Origin of the sequence: Delftia sp. WSY_16 (assembly GCF_043104415.1) — a bacterium.
GTDB lineage: Bacteria > Pseudomonadota > Gammaproteobacteria > Burkholderiales > Burkholderiaceae_C > Comamonas > Comamonas tsuruhatensis.
In genome coordinates this window covers 18932-37477 of the sequence record NZ_JBICKS010000006.1, presented here as the reverse complement: position 1 = coordinate 37477, position 18546 = coordinate 18932, and the positions used below count along the sequence as shown (strand labels likewise).

General features: G+C 69.6%; 18 protein-coding genes. 13 read left to right on the top strand and 5 right to left on the bottom strand.

What is annotated here, in order from left to right; genetic code table 11:
* Nucleotides 1-77 precede the first annotated feature (77 nt).
* Nucleotides 78-1559: a cryptochrome/photolyase family protein gene (locus tag ACF8O7_RS05025; RefSeq protein ID WP_392442630.1), complete on the bottom strand. Its 1482-nt coding sequence runs from the start codon at nucleotides 1557-1559 to the stop codon at nucleotides 78-80.
* A 24-nt stretch (nucleotides 1560-1583) separates the two neighbouring features.
* On the opposite strand from ACF8O7_RS05025, the gene ACF8O7_RS05020 reads away from it, so the two are divergent.
* The 7 genes from ACF8O7_RS05020 (at nucleotide 1584) to ACF8O7_RS04990 (ending at nucleotide 6897) form a co-directional block, all read left to right on the top strand.
* Nucleotides 1584-2183, top strand: coding sequence for a YqgE/AlgH family protein (locus ACF8O7_RS05020; protein ID WP_012203507.1), 600 nt, complete (start codon nucleotides 1584-1586; stop codon nucleotides 2181-2183).
* Complete coding sequence (ruvX, locus tag ACF8O7_RS05015) at nucleotides 2180-2638, top strand: Holliday junction resolvase RuvX (protein ID WP_392405929.1); 459 nt, start codon at nucleotides 2180-2182, stop codon at nucleotides 2636-2638. The genes ACF8O7_RS05020 and ruvX overlap by 4 nt, the downstream gene beginning before the upstream one ends.
* Complete coding sequence (gene pyrR, locus ACF8O7_RS05010) at nucleotides 2635-3153, top strand: bifunctional pyr operon transcriptional regulator/uracil phosphoribosyltransferase PyrR (protein WP_013804027.1); 519 nt, start codon at nucleotides 2635-2637, stop codon at nucleotides 3151-3153. The genes ruvX and pyrR overlap by 4 nt, the downstream gene beginning before the upstream one ends.
* A 2-nt stretch (nucleotides 3154-3155) precedes the next feature.
* Nucleotides 3156-4118, top strand: a complete 963-nt coding sequence (locus ACF8O7_RS05005) for an aspartate carbamoyltransferase catalytic subunit (RefSeq protein ID WP_012203510.1) — start codon at nucleotides 3156-3158, stop codon at nucleotides 4116-4118.
* A gap of 78 nt (nucleotides 4119-4196) precedes the next feature.
* Nucleotides 4197-5492, top strand: coding sequence for a dihydroorotase (locus ACF8O7_RS05000; protein ID WP_016447929.1), 1296 nt, complete (start codon nucleotides 4197-4199; stop codon nucleotides 5490-5492).
* A gap of 164 nt (nucleotides 5493-5656) precedes the next feature.
* Nucleotides 5657-6406: a 1-acyl-sn-glycerol-3-phosphate acyltransferase gene (locus ACF8O7_RS04995; RefSeq protein ID WP_047474755.1), complete on the top strand. Its 750-nt coding sequence runs from the start codon at nucleotides 5657-5659 to the stop codon at nucleotides 6404-6406.
* 14 nt (nucleotides 6407-6420) lie between these two features.
* Entirely contained in the window at nucleotides 6421-6897 is a 477-nt protein-coding gene (locus tag ACF8O7_RS04990; RefSeq protein ID WP_017406130.1) for a GNAT family N-acetyltransferase, read from the top strand.
* A gap of 25 nt (nucleotides 6898-6922) precedes the next feature.
* Here the strand turns inward: ACF8O7_RS04990 and ACF8O7_RS04985 are convergent, their stop codons facing one another.
* From ACF8O7_RS04985 to ACF8O7_RS04970, 4 genes are all read right to left on the bottom strand, one after another.
* Nucleotides 6923-7309, bottom strand: a complete 387-nt coding sequence (locus ACF8O7_RS04985; protein WP_016447926.1) for a DUF1987 domain-containing protein — start codon at nucleotides 7307-7309, stop codon at nucleotides 6923-6925.
* Between the two features lie 35 nt (nucleotides 7310-7344).
* On the bottom strand, nucleotides 7345-7977 hold the full coding sequence (locus ACF8O7_RS04980; protein ID WP_016453196.1) for a DUF6272 family protein: 633 nt from the start codon (nucleotides 7975-7977) through the stop codon (nucleotides 7345-7347).
* Complete coding sequence (locus ACF8O7_RS04975) at nucleotides 7974-9371, bottom strand: SpoIIE family protein phosphatase (protein ID WP_070080642.1); 1398 nt, start codon at nucleotides 9369-9371, stop codon at nucleotides 7974-7976. The genes ACF8O7_RS04980 and ACF8O7_RS04975 overlap by 4 nt, the downstream gene beginning before the upstream one ends.
* 97 nt (nucleotides 9372-9468) lie before the next feature.
* The gene (locus ACF8O7_RS04970; RefSeq protein ID WP_034347786.1) at nucleotides 9469-10566 is read right to left on the bottom strand and encodes an ABC transporter ATP-binding protein; all 1098 of its coding nucleotides are present in this window, start codon (nucleotides 10564-10566) and stop codon (nucleotides 9469-9471) included.
* A gap of 212 nt (nucleotides 10567-10778) precedes the next feature.
* Between ACF8O7_RS04970 and ACF8O7_RS04965 the strand changes: the two genes are divergently transcribed.
* The 6 genes from ACF8O7_RS04965 (at nucleotide 10779) to ACF8O7_RS04940 (ending at nucleotide 18461) form a co-directional block, all read left to right on the top strand.
* The gene (locus ACF8O7_RS04965; RefSeq protein WP_047217489.1) at nucleotides 10779-12425 is read left to right on the top strand and encodes an iron ABC transporter permease; all 1647 of its coding nucleotides are present in this window, start codon (nucleotides 10779-10781) and stop codon (nucleotides 12423-12425) included.
* Between the two features lie 57 nt (nucleotides 12426-12482).
* Nucleotides 12483-13391: a LysR family transcriptional regulator gene (locus ACF8O7_RS04960; protein WP_016447921.1), complete on the top strand. Its 909-nt coding sequence runs from the start codon at nucleotides 12483-12485 to the stop codon at nucleotides 13389-13391.
* A gap of 112 nt (nucleotides 13392-13503) precedes the next feature.
* Nucleotides 13504-14889: an 8-oxoguanine deaminase gene (locus ACF8O7_RS04955; protein ID WP_016447920.1), complete on the top strand. Its 1386-nt coding sequence runs from the start codon at nucleotides 13504-13506 to the stop codon at nucleotides 14887-14889.
* Nucleotides 14890-15095: 206 nt separating this feature from the next.
* Nucleotides 15096-16412: a nucleobase:cation symporter-2 family protein gene (locus ACF8O7_RS04950; RefSeq protein WP_392442625.1), complete on the top strand. Its 1317-nt coding sequence runs from the start codon at nucleotides 15096-15098 to the stop codon at nucleotides 16410-16412.
* A 31-nt stretch (nucleotides 16413-16443) separates the two neighbouring features.
* Complete coding sequence (gene arsC / locus ACF8O7_RS04945; protein ID WP_016447918.1) at nucleotides 16444-16812, top strand: arsenate reductase (glutaredoxin); 369 nt, start codon at nucleotides 16444-16446, stop codon at nucleotides 16810-16812.
* A gap of 95 nt (nucleotides 16813-16907) precedes the next feature.
* Nucleotides 16908-18461: a Do family serine endopeptidase gene (locus ACF8O7_RS04940; RefSeq protein WP_016447917.1), complete on the top strand. Its 1554-nt coding sequence runs from the start codon at nucleotides 16908-16910 to the stop codon at nucleotides 18459-18461.
* Nucleotides 18462-18546 lie beyond the last annotated feature (85 nt).

Here is an 18546-nt window from a genome sequence, read left to right as displayed (position 1 = left end):
AGCCCTCGCCCCGCAAAAAAGGAGCAGCCAGCGCTGCTCCTTTTTTCTTGGCTCCGGTGTCTTTGCACCGGCTTCCTTCAGCCCGCCTGCTTGACCACGCCGTAGCGGGCCAGCGTGCGCTCGCGCGCGGCTGCGTGGTCCACCACGGGGTGGGGGTAGTCCGTGCCCAGCACCACGCCGGCCTCGGCCAGCTCCAGCGGCCGGGCCTGCCAGGGCGCGTGGCGCAGCGCGGCGGGCAGGCGGGCCAGCTCGGGCACGTAGCGCTCGATGAAGCGCGCGTCGGCATCGAACTTCTGGCTTTGCGTGATCGGGTTGAAGATGCGGAACCAGGGCTGGGCGTCGCAGCCCGTGGAGGCCGCCCACTGCCAGCCGCCGTTGTTGGCCGCCAGGTCGAAGTCGTTGAGCTGGCGCGCAAACCAGGCCTCGCCCCGGCGCCAGTCTATGCCCAGATCCTTGACCAGGAAGCTGGCCGCCACCATGCGCAGCCGGTTGTGCATGTAGCCCGTGGTGTTGAGCTGGCGCATGGCGGCATCGACCAGCGGATAGCCGGTGCGGCCCTCGCACCAGGCGGCGTACAGCGCATCGGCCTCGGGGCCGGTATCCCACACGATGGCGTCGTAGGCGGGCTTGAAGCTGGCGTGCACCACGTGCGGATGGTGGGCCAGGATCTGGAAATAGAAGTCGCGCCAGACCAGCTCGGACAGCCAGGTGGCGGCGCCCTCGGCATCATGGGGTTGGCTCTGCGTCTGCTCCCAGGCCAGCCTTGCCAGGCGGCGGATGGAGACCGTGCCAAAGCGCAGGTGCACGCTCAGGTAGCTGGGGCCCTTGACGGCGGGAAAGTCGCGCGCCTGCTTGTAGCGCGGCAGGCGCGGCAGGAAGTCGGCCAGCAGTTCCTCGGCGCCAGCGCAGCCCGTGGGCAGGCGCAGGCCGTCCAGCGTGCCGGCTTCGAAGCCCAGGTCGGCTGCGGTGGGCACGGCGCGGCGCTCGCCTTCGGGGCGTGGCGCCAGGCGCTCGGGCAGGTCGCGCTCGCTGGGGTAGGCGGACAGGAAGAACGGCGTGACCTGGCGCAGCCAGGCGTTCTTGTACGGCGTGAACACCGAGAACGGCGCGCCGGCCTGGGTCAGAACCTCGTCGCGCGCAAAGACCATGTGGTCCTTGAAGCTGTGCAGGGCCACGCCCTCGGCGGCCAGGGCCTGGCGCACGCGGGCGTCGCGGGCCAGTGCGTCGGGCTCGTCGTCCCAGTTGCAGAACACGGCCTGGGCGCCGAGCTGCCGGGCCAGGGCCGGGATCTGCTCAGCGGGCCGGCCGCGGCGCACGATGAGGCCGGTGTCGGCGCGGCCCGAGGCCTCGCGCAGCGCATCGTCCAGGCCCGCCAGGCTCTGGCAGATGAACTCCACGCGCCGGTCGGCACGGGGCAGGGGGGCGAGGATGTCGTCGTCGAAGATGAACACGCAATGCACCTGCCGGCACTGGCGCAGCGCATGGTAGAGGGCGGCATGGTCGGACAGGCGCAGGTCGCGCCGCAGCCAGACCAAGCCCACAGGGTAAGAAGGTGGCATGGATCGCCGGTAAAATCCGTCGTTATGTCTGCTGAAACTGCGCCTATCAATCTGACGCACCACTTCCTGATTGCCATGCCTGGCCTGGAAGACGAAGCGTTCTCGCGCAGTGTGATCTACCTGTGCGAACACAGCGAGCGCGGTGCGCTCGGTCTGATTATCAACAAGCCCTCGCAGCTTACGCTGGAAGGCCTGCTGGAAAAGGTGGATCTGGCCCTGGGCCGCGAGGACCTTCGCGGCAACCGCGTCTTCAACGGCGGGCCCGTACAGACCGATCGCGGCTTCGTGCTGCACGATCCCATGGTGATCGAAGGCGCGCCCGACGACGAGTCCGCCTACGCCTCGACCATGACCATTCCCGGCGGCCTGGAGATGACCACCTCCAAGGACGTGCTCGAAGCCCTGTCCGACGGCGCAGGCCCCAAGCGCCTGCTGGTCACCCTGGGCTATGCCTCCTGGGGCGAGGGCCAGCTGGAGTCGGAGCTGGCCGAAAACGCCTGGCTCACGGTGGGCGCCGACGCCAACGTCATCTTCGATACCCCGGTCGACGACCGCTATGACCGCGCCCTGGGCCTGCTGGGCCTGCAGCGCTGGATGATCTCGCCCGAAGCGGGGCGCGCATGAGCCTTCCCGCTCCCGAGCCCCAGGCAGCAGCGGCAGCCGGCACGGCCGTGCCGCCCGTCGTTCCCTCCCATTTCCAGAGTTTCGTGGCCTTCGATTTCGGGGCCAAGCGCACGGGCTGCGCCGTGGGCACGCGCCTGCTGCGCTCGGCCAACCCGCTGCCCACCATCCGCGCCGAGGCCGGCGAGGCCCGCCTGGCCCAGGCCGGCGAGCGCATCAAGGAGTGGCAGCCCGATGCCCTGGTCATCGGCGTGCCCTACCACCCCGACGGCAACGCGCACGAGAACACGGCGCGGGCGAAGAAGTTCGGCCGCCAGCTCAAGAGCCGCTTCGGCCTGCCTGTCTACGAGGTGGACGAGCGCTACAGCACCACCGAGGCCCTGGCCGGTGGCGCAAGGGATGCCGATGCGGCCTCGGCCTGCATCATTCTTGAACAGTTTTTGAGGAGTCTTCCATGAGTGAATCCATTGCGGGAGCCGGCAGCCTGGTGCTGGACGCCGAGGCCCTGTACCGCGAACTGCTGCGCGGCGTGCGCAGCCTCATGGGGCCTGAAACCCGCCTGGCCGGCATCACCTCGGGCGGCGCCTGGCTGGTGGAGCGGCTGCACAAGGACCTGAACCTGCCCGGCAACCCCAGCGTGCTGTCCTCGGCCCTGCACCGCGACGACTTCGCGCAGCGCGGCATGGCCACCAGCGCCCAGACGCAGATCGACTTTGACGTCAACGGCGCCGACATCCTGGTGCTGGACGACGTGCTCTACACCGGCCGCACCGTGCGCGCCGTGCTCAACGAACTCTATGACTACGGCCGCCCGGCCTGCGTGCGCCTGGCGGTGCTGGTGGACCGGGGCGGGCGCGAGCTGCCCTTCCAGGCCGACTTTGCCGCCGCGCGCATCGCGCTGCCGGCCGACCGCCTGCTGTCGCTGGCGCGCGATGACGCCGGCGTCTTCCAATTCCGCATCCAAGAGGCCTGACCGTGCTGTACAAGCGCAATCCCCAGCTCAACAAGAACGGCGAACTGATCCACCTGCTGTCCACCGAAGGACTGTCCAAGGACATCCTCACCCACATCCTGGACACGGCGGCCAACTTCGTCAGCGTCAATGACCGCGAGGTCAAGAAGGTGCCGCTGCTGCGCGGCAAGAGCGTGTTCAACCTGTTCTTCGAGAACAGCACGCGCACGCGCACCACGTTCGAGATCGCGGCCAAGCGCCTGTCGGCCGACGTGTTCAACCTGGACATCGCGCGCAGCTCGGCCAGCAAGGGCGAGTCGCTGCTGGACACCATCGCCAACCTCTCGGCCATGGCCGCCGACATCTTCGTCGTGCGCCACAGCGAGTCGGGCGCGCCCTACCTCATCGCCCAGCATGTGGCGCCCCATGTCCACGTGGTCAATGCCGGCGACGGCCGCCACGCCCACCCCACGCAGGGGCTGCTGGACATGTACACCATCCGCCACTACAAGAAGGACTTCGCCAACCTGCGCGTGGCCATCGTGGGCGATGTGCTGCATTCGCGCGTGGCGCGCTCCGACATCCATGCGCTGACCACGCTGGGCGCGGCCGAAGTGCGCGTCGTCGGCCCGCGCACCCTGGTGCCGCCGGACCTGGCGCAGATGGGCGTGCGCGTCTTCCACACGCTGGAAGAGGGCATCCGGGACTGCGACGTGATCATCATGCTGCGCCTGCAGAACGAGCGCATGAGCGGCGCCCTGCTGCCGTCCAGCCAGGAATACTTCAAGAGCTTCGGCCTCACGGCCGAGAAGCTGCGCCTGGCCAAGCCGGACGCCATCGTCATGCACCCGGGACCCATCAACCGCGGCGTGGAGATCGACTCCGAAGTGGTCGATGGCCCGCAGGCCGTGATCCTGTCGCAGGTGTCCTTCGGCATCGCGGTCCGCATGGCCGTCATGTCCATCGTCGCCGGCAACGAGGCTTGAGCCTCCACACACGCATATGTTTTTGATCGCCGCAGGCCGCAGCCCATGCGCCGCCTGCGGTCTACGGGGTAGCAAACCATGAAGATACTCATCCGCAACGGCCGAGTGATGGACCCGGCACGGGGCCTGGACCAGCAGGCCGACGTGGCCATCGACGGCGGCAAGGTGCTGGCCATCGGCAAGGCGCCCGAGGGATTTGCCGCAGAACGCGAGATCGATGCCGCCGGCTGCTGGGTGCTGCCGGGCCTGGTCGATCTGGCCGTGCGCCTGCGCGAGCCCGGCCACGAGCACGAAGGCATGCTGCAGTCCGAGATGGCCGCCTCGGTGGCCGGTGGCGTGACCAGCCTGGTCTGCCCGCCTGATACCGATCCCGTGCTCGACGAGCAGGGCCTGGTGGAGATGCTCAAGTTCCGCGCCGAGAAGCTGCACCAGTCGCGCCTGTTCCCGCTGGGCGCGCTGACGCTGGGCCTCAAGGGCGAGGTGCTGACCGAAATGGCCGAGCTGACCGAGTCCGGCTGCATCGGCTTCGGCCAGGCCGAGGTGCCCATGACCAGCACCCAGACTCTGCAGCGCGCCCTGGCGTATGCGGCCACCTACGGCTACACCGTGTGGCTGCGCCCGCAGGAGCTGTACCTGGGCAAGGGCGTGGCCGCCAGCGGCCCGCTGGCCACGCGCATGGGCCTGTCCGGCGTGCCCGTGGCGGCCGAGACGATTGCCCTGCACACCATCTTCGAGCTGATGCGCGGCACCCAGGCGCGCGTGCACCTGTGCCGCCTGTCCAGCGCCGCAGGCGTGGAACTGGTGCGCCGTGCCAAGGCCGAAGGCCTGCAGGTCACGGCCGACGTGTCCATCAACTCGCTGCACCTGACCGATACCGATATCGGCTACTTCGACAGCAGCGCCCGCGTCACGCCGCCGCTGCGCCAGCAGCGCGACCGCGATGCGCTGTCTGCCGCGCTGGCCGATGGCACCATCGACGCCCTGGTCTCCGACCACACGCCCGTCGATGAGGATGCCAAGGTCCTGCCCTTTGCCGAGGCCGAGCCCGGCGCCACGGGCGTGGAGCTGCTGCTGTCGCTGGCCGTCAAGTGGTCGCAGGACGGTGGCGTGCCTTTGAACCGTGCGCTGGCCGCCATCACGGCATCGCCCGTGCAGGTGCTGGGCTCGTCTCTGGGCGAGCTGCAGGGGCAGCTGGGCCGGCTGGCCGAGGGCGGCGTGGCCGACCTGTGCATCGTCGATCCGCAGGCGGCCTGGACGGTCAAGCCCCAGGAGCTGGCCAGCCAGGGCAAGAGCACGCCCTTCGGCGGCTACGAACTGCCGGCCCGCGTGCGCTGCACGCTGGTCGACGGCCATATCGCTTACGAACGCCGCTGAAATGAAGCGCCCCCTGAGCCGCTTCGCGACTTCCCCCTCTCTACTCGCTACGCGAGGGAGGGGGACGACACCCTCGGTGCGGGGCGGCCCTTCCTCGGTGTCCCTGAGATGGAGCGTGCCTGTTTCACGGGCATGGGCGTTGCCAAACGCTCTGAATGGCTGAAATGAAACGCTTGCGTAATGGAGGGCGCGCCACGCTGCGCGCAGCGCGCCTGTTCGGCCATGTGTGCAAGGGGCTGTGGATCGTGGCCCTGCGCTTTCCGCAGCTGCCCGAGGAGCGCCAGCACGCCCATGTGCAGGCCTGGGCCCTGCAGTTGCTGGCCCATGCGGGCGTGCGCCTGGAGATCCAGGGCGAGCCGCCGAGCCAGGGCCCCATGCTCATGGTCAGCAACCATATTTCCTGGCTCGACATTCCCGTGCTGCATGCGGCGCGGCATTGCCGCTTCATCTCCAAGTCCGACGTCAAGGGCTGGCCGCTGATCGGCACGCTGGCCACGGCGGCGGGCACGCTGTACATCGAGCGCACCTCGCGCCGCGATGCGCGGCGCATGGTGCAGAGCATGGAGGAATCCCTGCAGCGCCGCGAGATCCTGGCCATCTTCCCGGAAGGCACGACGGGCGATGGCCGCAAGCTGCTGCCCTTCCATGCCAATTTGCTGCAGGCGGCCGTGCAGATCGGTGCGCCCGTGCTGCCCGTGGGCCTGCGCTTCATCGACGGCGCCACCGGGCAGATCAGCCACGCGCCCAGCTACGAGGGCGATGAAACCCTGCTGGGCTCCATCTGGCGCACGCTGTGTGCCGACGATCTGGTCGCCGCCGTCCACTATGGCCAGCCGCAGACGGCCGATGGCCGCGACCGCCGCGTCTGGGCCCAGGACCTGCATGCCGAGGTGGACCGGCTGCGCCAGGCCTGAACCTTGCCAGCGACATGACTGACACTCTCACGCTCCGGCCCGCGCGGCCTGATGACACCGCTGCCCTGAACGCCGTTCTCTGGGCCACCTACGAGAGCACCTGGAAGCCCCAGCTGACGGCGGACAAGGATGCGCGGTTCCGCGCCTCGGGCCGCACCGCGCAGTACGTGCAGTCGCGCGGCCACCTGTTCTGGGTGGCCGAGTGCGATGGCGTGGTGGCCGGCTTCGTGGACCGCGTGGATGACTTCATCGGCGCCCTGCATGTGCTGCCGGCCTGGCAGGGGCGCGGCGTGGGCCGTGCGCTGCTGGCCCACGCGGAGCAGGCCATGCGCGCCGACGGCCACGCCCAGGTGCGGCTGGAGACCGACAGCTTCAACACCCAGGCCCTGGGCTTTTACACGGCGCAGGGATATGCCACGCTGGACACCTATCCCGACGAGGAATGGGACTGCGGCCTGACCACGGTGCTCATGGGCAAGCCGCTGGCCTGAAGGCCAGGGCGGAGCAGGCCTGCCCTCAGTTGCTGTAGGGCTGTCGCTCCAGCACCAGGTTGGCGAAGTCCTCCACCAGGTCGGCGCCCAGTTCCTCGATGGCGTCGTCCTCCTCGTCAAAGGCCCAGACCACGCGGATGTCCGTGCCCTTTTGCCCGGCCTGGTCCAGCAGCGCGAACAGCGAGCGCAGGCCCATGGTGGAGGCGCTGTTGATGTACTGCAGCTTCATCTCGGCCACGAAGCGAGGGGGCTGGCTCGCCTCGAAATACCGGCCCAGCATGGACAGGATGGGGTTGAAGAAGGGCAGGGGGTTTTCGGGATAGCACTCGCCTTCGATGCGCAGAAGCTGCTCGGCCGGCGAGAAGACCACTTCGGGCGTGACGGAGGTGCGTTCGGATTTCAATGCTTGCATGGCGGCAGGTCGGTTCGTTGAAGGACGCCCGGCGTTCAGATCAGCGCCTTGACGTGGAATACGGCATGGGGCGCGGTCTCGGCGGCGTCCTCTCCCGTGGCGATGTGGTACTGCAGCGGTGCCGAGGCATCGCGCGCAATGGTCAGCCAGCCCAGGCCCGCGCCCCGGCTGATGTCGTCGCTGGTGCCGTGGTCCGTGTTGTGCAGCTGGGCCTTGTAGGCGGCCTTGATCTCGGGGTGGCTCATGGCGCGCACGGCATCCAGCTTGGCGGCCAGGCGCGGCACATGCTCGCTGCGCACGGCATTGCTGCAGGCGATCCAGAAGCGGGCCGGCGCCGGCTCGGCGCCCGCCTCCTGGGCGCAGGCCAGCGCATCGATGCGGCCCACGCCGATGGCGCCCTGTGGCACGGGCGCGCTGAGCGCCTGGCGGGGGCCGGTGTCGGCCGCAGGCAGGGGCGCTGCGTAGTGCAGCACGTTCTGCGCCATCTCGATGAAGGTGGAAAACAGCTTGCGCTTGGCGCTGCTCGATCCGTCCTCGCTGGCCAGGCGGCTCTTGAGCGTGTCGGCCGCCGCCTGGATCACGTGGGGGTTGAAGGTGCCCGCGTAGTACAGCAGCAGGCCGTTGTGCTCGGCCTGGGCGCGCAGCTGAGCGAATTCGGCCGGGCTCATGGCTGGCCTTGCACGCAGGTGGCGGGCTGCAGGGCCTGGTTGCGCCAGACCAGCAGAGACACATCGTCGCGCCGGCGCTGCGTGCCCTGCCACTGGGCGAAGGCCTGCCGGAATTCGGCGCAGGCCTGGGCGGCGGGGCGGTCCTGCTGCTCGTGCAGGAAGCGCGCCAGGCGCTTTCTGCCGTGGGCGATCTGGCGCGGGCCGCCCAACTGGTCGATGACGCCATCGGTGGCCACCATCAGCAGCGAGCCAGGCGCGACCTCCAGCACCTGCGTGCTCCAGGCCGCGTCGTCGGGCGTGGTCGCATAGCCTATGCCCAGCTTGTCGCCGGCATGGATCTGCACCTGGGCCGCCTCCTGCACGCCGGGTGGCGCCACCAGCAGGTCCAGCCGGGCCGATGCAAAGCGCAGTTGCGTGCCGCAGGGCGACTGCAGGAACAGCGCGGCGTCCAGGCCGTCGCTGGAGGTCTTCTCCGCCGGCAGGCCGTCGGCGGGGGCCGCTGGTGCGCCCCAGGCCGGCTGGGCGTCGCGGGTGCGCTGCTGCAGCACGCGCTTGATGTAGCGGTTCATCTGGCCCAGCAGGGCGCCGGGGTCGATGGCGGCGCCGGTGCCGGTACTGGTGCCGATACCTGCAGGCGCCACGGCCTGTTCGAGGAAGGACAGCGCAATCAGCGTCATGAAGGCGCCCGGCACGCCGTGGCCCGTGCAGTCGAACATGCAGCCCAGCAGGCCCTGCGGTGTGGCACGGAAGAAATACGCATCGCCGCCCACCACGTCGCGCGGCTCCCACAGCAGGCCGTGGTCGGCCAGCTGGCTGGCCAGCACGCGGTCGGACTCGACCAGGTGCGAGCGCTGGATCAGGCTGGCGTAGTCGATGCTGGCCATGAGCTGGCGCGTCTTGTCGGCCTCGATGTCGGACATGGCGGCCATCAGCGCGTGGCCCGTGCCTATGCCTGCATAGCGGCCTTCCTCGACGGTGATGAAGCCGTCCTTGAGCACGCGGCTGCCGCTGGCCAGCGCCTGCTGCACCAACTGGTCGATGGGCAGGCCGGCCGCCACCACCATGGGCGCGGTGTCGGTGAATACCAGGCAGCTGCGGCGGCCGAACACGTCGCGCGCAAAGGGCCGCGCGTACTGCTCCATGAAGCGCTGGCGGTTGATCAGGCCCAGCGGCCGATCGTCGGCCACCACGGCCAGGGTTTCGAGCAGGGGCTGCTCGCTGAACAGCCGGTGCACGTCCTCGTTGCTGGTGTCGGGGGGAATCGGCGCCGTGGGCTGGCTGAGCTGGCCTGCGCGGGCCAGCAGGCGTGGCGCGGCGGGCGCAGGGGCAAGCGCCGGAACCGGTGTCGGAGCAGATGCAGCGTGCTGCGTGGAGGAGGGGTCCAGAGCAAACATGGGTGGCCTTGAATTGTCACAAGATGTGACAGATTCTGGGTTTCACCCATGACCGTCGGATGACAAAGGCCTGGACGGCGCGGCGGCGGCCGCCTGCTCAGGCCGCTGCGGTCTGCGCAGTGCCCTGTCTCTCGCGCGGGAAGGCGACCACGTGATTCATGTCCAGCCGTATGCCCACCCACTCGCCCACCGCATGGTCGTGGTGGCTGGGCACATGGGCCAGCACGCTGTGGCCGCTGGCCAGCTCCAGCGTGTAGAGGAACTCCGAGCCGCGAAACGCCTTGCGCAGGATGCGCGCCTGCACGGGCGAGGCATCGTCGTGCACCACATCGTCGGCGCGCAGCAGCACATCGCACTCGCCGTCCGCAAACTGCGCAGGCAGCGGGCAGGTGGCCGGATCGACCAGATCGCCCAGCGCCGTGCGCGCCACCACGCCGCCGGCACCGCTGTGGGCCAGCGTGGCCGGCACGAAGACGCCGTGGCCGATGAAGTCCGCCACGAAGCGCGTGGCCGGCCGGTGGTACAGCGAATAGGCGTCGTCCCACTGCTGCAGCTGCCCCTGGTGGACCACACCGATCATGTCGCCGATGGCAAACGCCTCCAGCTGGTCGTGCGTGACGAACAGGGCCGTGGCGCCTGCTGCCTTGAGGATGCCGCGCACCTCATGCGCCAGGCGCTCGCGCAGGTCCACGTCGAGGTTGGAAAACGGCTCGTCCAGCAGCATCAGCTGCGGGCTGGGCGCCAGCGCGCGGGCCAGCGCCACGCGCTGCTGCTGGCCGCCTGACAGCTCGTGCGGAAACCTTCCTGCACTGCCGGCCAGGCCCACCAGCTCCAGCACCTCGGCCACGCGCTCGGCCTGGCGGGCCTTGGGCAGATGGTGGATGCCGAAGGCCACGTTGCGGCCCACGTTCAGATGGGGGAACAGCGCATAGTCCTGGAACACCATGCCGATGCGCCGCTGCTCGGGAGGGAGCGAGAAATCCGCGCTGCCCACGAGCTGGCCGTCGATGCGGATCTCGCCGCCGCTCACGGGCTCCAGGCCCGCCACGGCACGCAGCAGCGTGGTCTTGCCGCAGCCCGAGGGGCCGATGAGCACGCCGATGTCGCCAGCGGCCAGATTCAGCGTGACGCCCTGCACGGCAGGCCTGTCGCGGCCCGGGTAGCGCACCTCGAGTTGGGAGACGGTCAAAAACATGCGGCGATTGTAGAACCGCGCAAATGAATAGAATTCGCATTTGCATTGGCGGGCCTGGGGCATGCCCGGAGCCCGCCGACTCCAGCAGCCCGCAGGCACGTCCGGTCTCGGCGGCACCTCGGCCCACAGGCCGGTGGCTGCCGCGGATCCCGGCCCGTTCCATAGCCCGGCAGCCAGATCCTCCCCCTCATCCTCTAGCCGAGACCTCCGCTTTGCGCCGTCTGTCGTCCGTACTCCGCTCCCTTCCCCTGCTCCTGCTGGCCCTGGTGCTGATGCTGCCCGTGCTGGCCGTGCTCGGCTCCTGGCTGCCTCTGGGGCAGGGCGATGCCCTGGCCGGCTCCATCCTGCGCGAGATGGCCGCCACCGTGCTGCCCGGCTACCTGTGGACCACGGTCTGGCTGGGCCTGCTGGTGGCGCTGGGCGCGGCCATCGTGGGCACGGGCACGGCGGCGGCCGTGACGCTGTTCGACTTCCGCGGCCGGCGCCAACTGGAATGGCTGCTGCTGCTGCCGCTGGCCATGCCGGCCTATGTCACGGCCTATGCCTATACCGACTTCCTGCAGTTCAGCGGCCCGCTGCAGACCTGGCTGCGCGACACCTATGGCCTGGAAGGCCGGCTCCTGCCCGAGGTGCGCAGCCTCGGCGGCGCGGTCTGGGTCTTCATCTTCTCGCTCTACCCGTATGTCTACCTGCTGGCGCGCACCGCGCTGGGCGAGCGCGCCGCGCACCTGATGGAGGCCGCGCGCCTGATGGGCGCGCCGCTGTCGCGGCGCATCTGGTCGGTGGCGCTGCCGCTGGCGCGCCCGGCCGTGGCCGCTGGCGTGGCCCTGGTGGTGATGGAGACGCTGGCCGACTTCGGCGTGGTCAGCTATTTCGGCATACAGACCTTCACCACGGGCATCTACAAGGCCTGGCTGTCCATGGACAACCGCATTGCCGCTGCGCAGCTGGCCACCTTCCTGCTGGTGCTGGTGGTGCTGCTGCTGCAGCTGGAGCTGCGCGCGCAGCGGCGCATGCGCTTCGTCACCGGCGGCGCGGGCCGTGCCGGCTCGGCCGAGGCGCAGCCGCTGCGCCTGCGCGGCTGGCGCTGCGCGCTGGCCTGGCTGGTGTGCCTGCTGCCCGTGCTCATGGGCTTTGTGGCGCCCGTGTTCTTCATGCTGCGCCCGCTGGCGGCCGACTGGTCGGTGCTGCCCTGGGACCGCTTCCTCGACTGGGCGCTCAACAGCGTGCGCCTGGGCGCCATCACCTCGGTGCTGGCCGTCATCATCGCCGTGGCCCTGGCGTTTGCCGTGCGCCGCCACAAGGAGTCGGCCGTCACGCGCGGCGTGGTGCAACTGGCCAGCCTGGGCTATGCGGTGCCGGGCGCCGTCGTCGTCGTCGGCCTGCTGCTGCCCGTGGGCTGGGTGCAGCAGGTGCGGCCCGAATGGGGTTTTGCCGGCCTGGTCACGGCCACCGCCGTGGGCATTGTCTGGGCCTACCTGGTGCGCTTTTGCGCTGTGGCCCTGCAGTCCATGCAAAGCGGCTATGCGCGCATCGCGCCCAGCCTGGACGACTCGGCCCGCATGCTGGGCACGGGCGCCTGGGGCATGCTGTCGCGCGTGCACTGGCCGCTGCTCAGGCGCTCCACGGCGGCGGCGGCGCTGCTGGTCTTCGTCGATGTGATGAAGGAGCTGCCCGCCACCATGGTGCTGCGCCCCTTCAACAGCGACACCCTGGCCGTCGTGGCCTACCAGCTCGCGCGCGACGAACGCCTGGGCGAGGCCGCCCTGCCGTCGCTGGCCCTGGTGCTGGTGGGCCTGATCCCCGTGATCATGCTCAGCCGCACGCTGCGCGCCGAGCGCCCGGGCACGGCCCGCTGAGCCTGGGCTGCCGGGCGCTGCAAAGCGCGGCCCGGCAAACCCCGCTACGCTCGCGCCATGCACGCCAGAGTCCTGCGCTATCTCGACGAAGTAGTCCGCCGCGGTTCCATCCGCAAGGCGGCCGAACATCTGCACGTGGCCCCCACGGCCGTCAACCGCCAGATCCTCGACCTGGAGGCCGAGCTGGGCACGCCCCTGTTCGAGCGCATCCACAAGCGCCTGCGCCTCACCCCGACGGGCGAGATGGTGCTGGCCCATGTGCGCGCCACGCTGCGCGAGCATGCGGCGCTGCGCGAGCGCATTGCCGAACTGCAGGGCGCGCGCAGCGGCGAGATCACCGTGGCCGCGACCACGGGGCTGGCCGGCTCGCTGCTGCCCTCGCTGGTGCATGAATTCCGCCAGCGCCACCCGGGCATCGTGGTGCGCATCATCGACCTGCCCCTGAGCGACATCGCGGCTGCCGTGGAAGGCGGCGACGCCGACCTGGGCCTGGCCTACGACCTGTCCGAACGCCCCGCGCTGCGCGCGCTGGCCATCAGCGAATGGCAGATCGGCGCCATCGTGCCGCCCCGGCATGCGCTGGCACGTCAATCGTCGGTGCTGCTCAGCGAGTGCATAGGCCATCCGCTCATCCTGCCCGCGCCGCCGCTGTCCATCCGCAGCCTGCTGGACGAAGCCTTTGCGCGCAACGCCATCGAGGTCACGCCCGTGGCCGAGTCCACCTCCATGGCGCTGATCCAGCGCCTGGTCATGCTGGGCGAGGGCATTGCCCTGCTCAACCCGCTGGACGTGATGGAGGAGCGCAGCCGCAATGCCCTGGTCTTCGTGCCTTTGCGCGATGCGCATCTGCGGCGGCAGACGCTGGTGCTGACCGGCCGGGCCAGGGGGCAGTTGAGCGCGGCGGGGGAGCTGATGGCCCAGTCCATCGGCCAGGCGCTGGCAAGGCTGTTTGCCGGGGGGCGGTGAGTCTTAGGCACTTGTCCACTTTTTGTGGACACATCGGGCGGAATTCAGCGCTATCGGCAATGGCTTGTCCTTCCTAGACTGGCGGCTTTTCCATTTCGAAGAAGAGAACGCCATGACCTTGATCGCACTGAACGCCGATGTACTCGTCACCATGGATGCGCAGCGCCGCGAGATCCGCGACGGCGCCCTGGTGGCCGACGGCCCGGCCGTGCAATGGGTGGGCGCCACGGCCGATCTGCCGCCGCAGTACCGCCGCATGGTGGACGACGGCACGGCCCAGGTGCTGGACATGCGCGGCCGCGTGGTGATGCCGGGCCTGGTCAACACGCACCACCACATGTACCAGAGCCTCACGCGCGCCGTGCCGGCCGCGCAGGATGCGGAGCTGTTCTCGTGGCTCACCAACCTGTACATGCTGTGGTCGCACCTCACGCCGGAGATGATCCACGTCTCCACCCAGACCGCCATGGCCGAGCTGATGCTGTCGGGCTGCACCACCACCAGCGACCACCTGTACCTGTATCCGAATGGCGCTCGGCTGGACGACTCCATCGCCGCGGCGCAGCAGATGGGCATGCGCTTTCATGCGGCGCGCGGCTCCATGAGCCTGGGCCGCAGCAAGGGCGGCCTGCCGCCCGACGCGGTGGTGGAGGAAGAGGAAGCCATCCTGCGCGACAGCCTGCGCCTGATCCAGCAGTACCACGACAGCGCACGCCACTCCATGCTGCGCGTGGTGCTGGCGCCATGCTCGCCGTTCTCGGTGACGCGCGAGCTGATGCGCGAGTCCGCCGTGCTGGCGCGTGCGCATGGCGTGTCGCTGCACACCCACCTGGCCGAGAACGACAACGACGTCGCCTTCTCTCGCGAGAAATTCGGCCTCACCCCCGCGCAGTACGCCGAAAGCCTGGGCTGGGTCGGCCCCGATGTCTGGCATGCCCACTGCGTCAAGCTCGATGCCGAGGGCATTGCGCTGTTCGCGCGCACGGGCACGGGCGTGGCGCATTGCCCGTGCTCCAACATGCGCCTGGCCTCGGGCATCGCACCCGTGCGCACCATGCGCGATGCGGGCGTGCCCGTGGGCCTGGGCGTGGACGGCAGCGCCTCCAACGACGGCGCCCACATGCTGGGCGAGGCGCGCCAGGCCCTGCTGCTGCAGCGCGTGGGCCACGGCCCTGCCGCCATGGGCGCGCGCGAGGCGCTGGAGATCGCCACGCTGGGCGGCGCGCGCGTGCTGGGGCGCGACGACATCGGCGCGCTGGCGCCGGGCATGTCGGCCGACTTCGTGGCCTTCGACATGTCGGGCGTGGGCTACGCGGGCGCAGGCCATGACCCCGTGGCCGCGCTGGTGTTCTGCACGCCCACCGACGTGTCCACCAGCGTCATCAACGGCCGTGTCGTGGTCCGCGACGGGCTGCTGCTCACCGCCGACCTGCCGCGCGTGCTGACCCGCCACCGCGAGCTGGCCCGCACGCTGTTCGAGCGCGCAGCGGGCCACTGACATCTCCCTGCAGCGCGGCAGGCCGGCACCCAGGCCATCGCGGGTGCCGACCTGCCGCGCTGCGCCATTTCCCCGAAGCATCTCCAGGAGGCTCGAAGACCCGGACAGCACTTTCAGGACCCCCACCCTTTTCCGGCACCACTGCCCCGACATACATACAAGCGCCTCTGAAGAGGCCAACGGCCAGGACACAAGGAGACAAGACAATGGAACAACTGCTTTACAAGGTGGAAGACCGTCCGCCAATGCTCATCACCACGGTGCTTCTGTCGCTGCAGCACCTGCTGGCGGCGCTGGGCGGCATCATCGCCGTGCCCCTGGTCTTCGGCGGGGCGCTCAAGCTGCCGGCCGACCAGATCGTGGCGCTGGTGAATGCAGCGCTGCTGGGCTCGGGCGTGGTCACCATCGTCCAGTGCAGGGGGGTGGGGCCCGTGGGCATACGGCTGCCCTGCGTCATGGGCACCAGCTTCGCCTTCGTGGGCGCGGGCATCAGCGTGGGGCTGGAGCATGGCGTGGCCGGCATCCTGGGCTCCTCGCTGGTAGGGTCGCTGGTGATGATCGTGGGCAGCTACTTCATGCCCGTGATCCGCCGCTTCTTCCCGCACACCGTGACCAGCGTGGTCGTGACCATGATCGGCCTGTCGCTGACCCCCGTCGCCGTGGACTGGGCTGCGGGCGGCGTGGGCCGCAGCGACTACGGCGCGATCGGCCACCTGGCCATCGCCGGCTTCGTACTGGTGCTGGTGATCGGCTTCGTGCAGTGGGGCAGGGGCATCGTCTCTGCCTCGGCCGTGGTGCTGGGCATCGCCTGCGGCTATGTGCTGTGCCTGGCGCTGGGCCTGATCGACTTCACCCAGGTGAGCGAGGCCGCGGTCTTCGCCATCCCGCAGCCGCTGACCTTCGGCATGACGTTCCCGGTGGCCGGCATCGTCGCCATGTCCATCGCTTTTCTGGTGACCATCGTCGAGACCACGGGCACCTTCATGGCCCTGGGCGCGGCCACGCAGACGCGCATCGACGGCAAGCGCCTGTCCAGCGGCATGCTGTGCGACGGCGTGGGCTCGGCCTTCGCGGCCGTGATGTCCAGCCCTCCGCTGTCCACCTTCGCTCAGAACGTGGGCGTGGTCTCGCTGACCGGCGTGGCCAGCCGCCACGTGGTCATGCTGACGAGCGTCATGCTGCTGCTGGCCGGACTCTTTCCTGTGCTGGGCGCACTGGTGGTGACGATTCCGCAGCCCGTGCTCGGCGGCGCGGGGCTGATGATGTTTGCCATGATCATTTCTGCCGGCATCCGCATGCTCAGCGGCGCCGAGCACTCGCGGCGCGCCAGCCTGATCATCGCGGTCTCGCTGGGCTGCGGCCTGGCGGTCACGGTGCGCCCGGACCTGCTGGCCCGCATGCCTGCCTTCGTGCGCGAAGTCTTCGGCTCGGGCATTACCGTCGGCGCCCTGGTCGCGGTGGGGCTGAACCTGCTGCTGCCCGGCCGCGAGGTCGATGCCCATCCCGAGGAAGCCGTGGCCTGAGACGCATTTTCATGGGCCTACACTGCGGCCCATGAACACCACCGCCCCCCGCACCGACATCACCATCTACCACAACAACCGCTGCAGCAACTCGCGCGGCGCGCTGGCCCTGCTGCGCGACAACGGCATAGAGCCGACCATCGTCGACTACATCGCCCAGCCCCTGGACGCTGAGCAACTGCAGGCCCTGGTCCGGCAGCTGGGCATGCCCGTGCGCGAGCTGCTGCGCAGCAAGGAAGCCGTCTTCGCCGAGCTGGGCCTGGGCGATGCATTGGCCAGCGATGCGCAGTTGCTCGCCGCCGTGGCCGAGCACCCGGTGCTGCTCAACCGCCCCATCGTCGTCACGCCCAAGGGCGCGGCGCTGTGCCGCCCGCCGGAGAAGGTGCTGGCGCTGATCTGAGAGGCACGGCGAGGCTTCTAAGCCTCGCCTAAGTCTGCCCCTTCAGACTTCTCCCCAACGCAGCAAGGAACGCTGCTTTTGAGGAAAGGTCTGCCATGAACAAGATTCTGTCGACTCCCCGCCGTCTGGTGCTGGCCCTGGTGGCCGCAGGTGCCATCGGCGCCCTGGGCGCCACGGGCGCCGGTCTGGTTGGTGTGGTGCATGGCGATGCGCGTGCCGCCACGTCGCTGTTTGCGCCTGCAGCACAGCCTGCTTCTGCCGCTTCTCCTGCTTCTCCCGCCGGCGCCGTGGCGGCGCCCAACTTTGCCGACATCACGGCGCGCAATGGCGCGGCCGTGGTCAACATCAGCGTGGTCGGCAGCTCGCGTGCCATGGGCGAGGACGGCGACGAGGCCGCAGCGCGCCAGGGGCAGCAGGGCGTGCCGGGCATGGACCCCAACGATCCGTTCTTTGAATTCTTCCGCCGCTTCGGCGTGCCCGGCATGCCGGGCATGGGCCAGGGCCAGCCCCAGCGCGACGTGCCCACGCGCGGCGAAGGCTCGGGCTTCATCGTCTCCAGCGACGGCCTGATCCTGACCAACGCCCACGTGGTGCGCGGCGCCAAGGAAGTGACCGTCAAGCTGACCGACCGGCGCGAGTTCAGCGCCAAGGTGCTGGGCGCCGATCCCAAGACCGACGTGGCCGTGCTGCGCATCGAGGCGAAGAACCTGCCCACGGTGTCGCTGGGCAAGACGGCCGATCTGCGCGTGGGCGACTGGGTGCTGGCCATCGGCTCGCCCTTCGGCTTCGAGAGCAGCGTGACGGCCGGCGTGGTCAGCGCCAAGGGCCGCACCCTGCCGGACGACAGCTTCGTGCCTTTCCTGCAGACGGACGTGGCCATCAACCCCGGCAACTCGGGCGGCCCGCTGTTCAATGCGCGCGGCGAGGTGGTGGGCATCAACAGCCAGATCTACTCGCGTTCGGGCGGCTACCAGGGCGTGTCCTTCGCCATTCCCATCGAGGTGGCCACGCGCGTGCAGCAGCAGATCGTGGCCACGGGCAAGGTGCAGCATGCGCGGCTGGGCGTGGCCGTGCAGGAGGTGAACCAGGCCTTTGCCGATTCCTTCAAGCTCGACCGTCCCGAAGGCGCCCTGGTGTCCAGCGTGGACAAGAACGGCCCTGCCGCCAAGGCGGGACTGGAGCCCGGCGACGTGGTGCGCAAGATCGATGGCCAGCCCATCGTGGGCTCGGGCGATCTGCCGGCCTTTGTGGGCCAGGCGCTGCCGGGCCAGAAGGTCACGCTGGAGATATGGCGCAACGGCGAGGCCCGCACGCTCAGCGCCGTGCTGGGCGATGCCAGCGACAAGGCCGCCAAGGTGGCCAAGGACAAGCCCGACGCCGGCAAGGGCAAGCTGGGCCTGGCCCTGCGCCCGCTGCAGCCCGAGGAAAAGCAGCAGATCGGCGTGAAGGACGGCCTGGTCGTTGCCGACGCCGCAGGCCCGGCGGCCGAGGCCGGCATCACGCAGGGCGATGTGCTGCTGTCCATCAATGGCTCGCCTGCCGGAGATATCGAGGCCGTGCGCGCCGCCATGGCCAAGGCCGGCAAGACCGTGGCCGTGCTGATTTGGCGCGATGGCAACAGGATATTTGTTCCCGTACGTCTCGGGTAAGCGAAAGGAGGTAAGGGACTGAAAAGCACCTGCACACTGAATTGATCGCACAGCCCCGGCACGAATGTGCCGGGGCTTATTGCAT